This window comes from Variovorax sp. Soil_C_33, from assembly GCF_057656935.1.
In genome coordinates, this window is sequence record NZ_JBDGJK010000047.1 from 1 (window position 1) to 581 (window position 581).

The 581-nt window shown below is 74.0% G+C and carries 1 protein-coding gene; it reads left to right on the top strand.

Annotation, left to right across the window (positions count from 1 at the left end; genetic code table 11):
- Positions 1 to 581 (top strand): DUF5666 domain-containing protein (locus AC3A6B_RS29845; protein ID WP_487840244.1); only part of this gene is annotated, 581 nt, incomplete at both ends.

Sequence of the window (581 nt, forward strand, 5' to 3'; positions counted from 1 at the left end):
GCCGGCGGAGAGAGCGGCCCTGCTGGCGGCGACGGCCAGGGCGGCGGCACTTCGGGCACCTCCGGCACGAGCAGCGGCGGCACTTCGACCGCCTCCGGCGGCGACGACGGCTCGGGCGTGGGCTCCGGCGGCACCGGCGTGAGCACCGCCGATGCGGCCGGCATCGGCGGGGTCGACGGCGCCGGCAGCATCATCGTCAGCGGACTGCGCTACGACACGGACAGCGCCGTCATCAACCTCGAGGATGCCGCGGCGCTGCAGCTGGGCATGAGCGTGAAGGTCCTCGGGCCGGTCAACGCCGACTTCACCAGCGGCACGGCCCGCCGGGTCGATTCGGCGGCCGATATCCGCGGCCCGCTGTCGTCGGTTGACCTGGCGCAGGGCAGCTTCGTCATCATGGGCACCACGGTGACCACCGACAACGCCACCGTCTGGGCCGATGCGGCCGGGCTTGCTGCCCTCGTGCCCAACACGACGCTGCAGGTCTGGGGCTTGCCGGCGGCACCGGGCGTGCTGCGGGCGACGCGCGTGGAGCAGCGCAGCGCCTCCGCCCCGATCCTCAGCGGCACGGTCCAGAATCT